The sequence below is a fragment of the Methylobacterium marchantiae genome (assembly GCF_042679825.1).
GTDB classification, from domain to species: Bacteria; Pseudomonadota; Alphaproteobacteria; order Rhizobiales; family Beijerinckiaceae; genus Methylobacterium; species Methylobacterium marchantiae.
This window is the reverse complement of sequence record NZ_JBHTND010000092.1, coordinates 1-609: the sequence shown is the minus strand read 5'-3', so window position 1 is coordinate 609 and position 609 is coordinate 1. Positions and strand designations below refer to the sequence as shown.

The following is a 609-nucleotide window of genomic DNA, read 5'->3' as shown; positions in this document are numbered from 1 at the left end:
ATAACTCCCCATTCCGCATTGAACCCCATTTCGGCCAAGTCCCCGAGAACTTTTCCAAGGTATCCGAGGGAAATAAGCCGAGGCACGTTCTCCAGGAGGCAGAACTTTGGTCGTACTTGGCGAATGACTTCTCTTGTTGAAGGCCATCGGTCCTTTGGGTCGTTTTCTCCTCGCTGCTTACCGGCTGCGCTGTATGGTTGGCATGGGAATCCGCCAGTGACAACATCAACCAGTCCTTGATAGCTTGAGGCGAACCCTTGATTGATGAATGCCTCGATGTCGCCGAAAATTGGGGCGTTGTCGAGGTATCCATCTCTGATTCTTGCTGCGATGACTCGCTGACAGTATTCATTCCACTCCACGTAGCCGACATGCTTAAAACCTAGCAACTTTGTGCCTAGAAGGCCACCACCCGCACCAGAAAACAATGACAGCTCTCTCATGCCGTACCCACATAAAACATTCGCACCGCAACAACCACAAGGCACCCGATAACAGCCCAGGTCACGATCCTCTCCTTGGTCCGCTGACTGCGCGCCTTGCGATCCAGAACACGCTGCCACATCTTCGCCCGCTCAACGTCAGCCTGAGTCTGCTTGCGAATGTCGG

At 53.5% G+C, this 609-nt stretch carries 1 protein-coding gene; it reads right to left on the bottom strand.

Features of this window, described 5'->3' with window-relative positions:
- The coding region (locus tag ACFQ4G_RS21960; protein ID WP_379041141.1) for a DNA cytosine methyltransferase at positions 1 to 443 on the bottom strand (443 nt) is incomplete at its 3' end.
- Between the last annotated feature and the right edge of the window lie 166 nt (positions 444 to 609).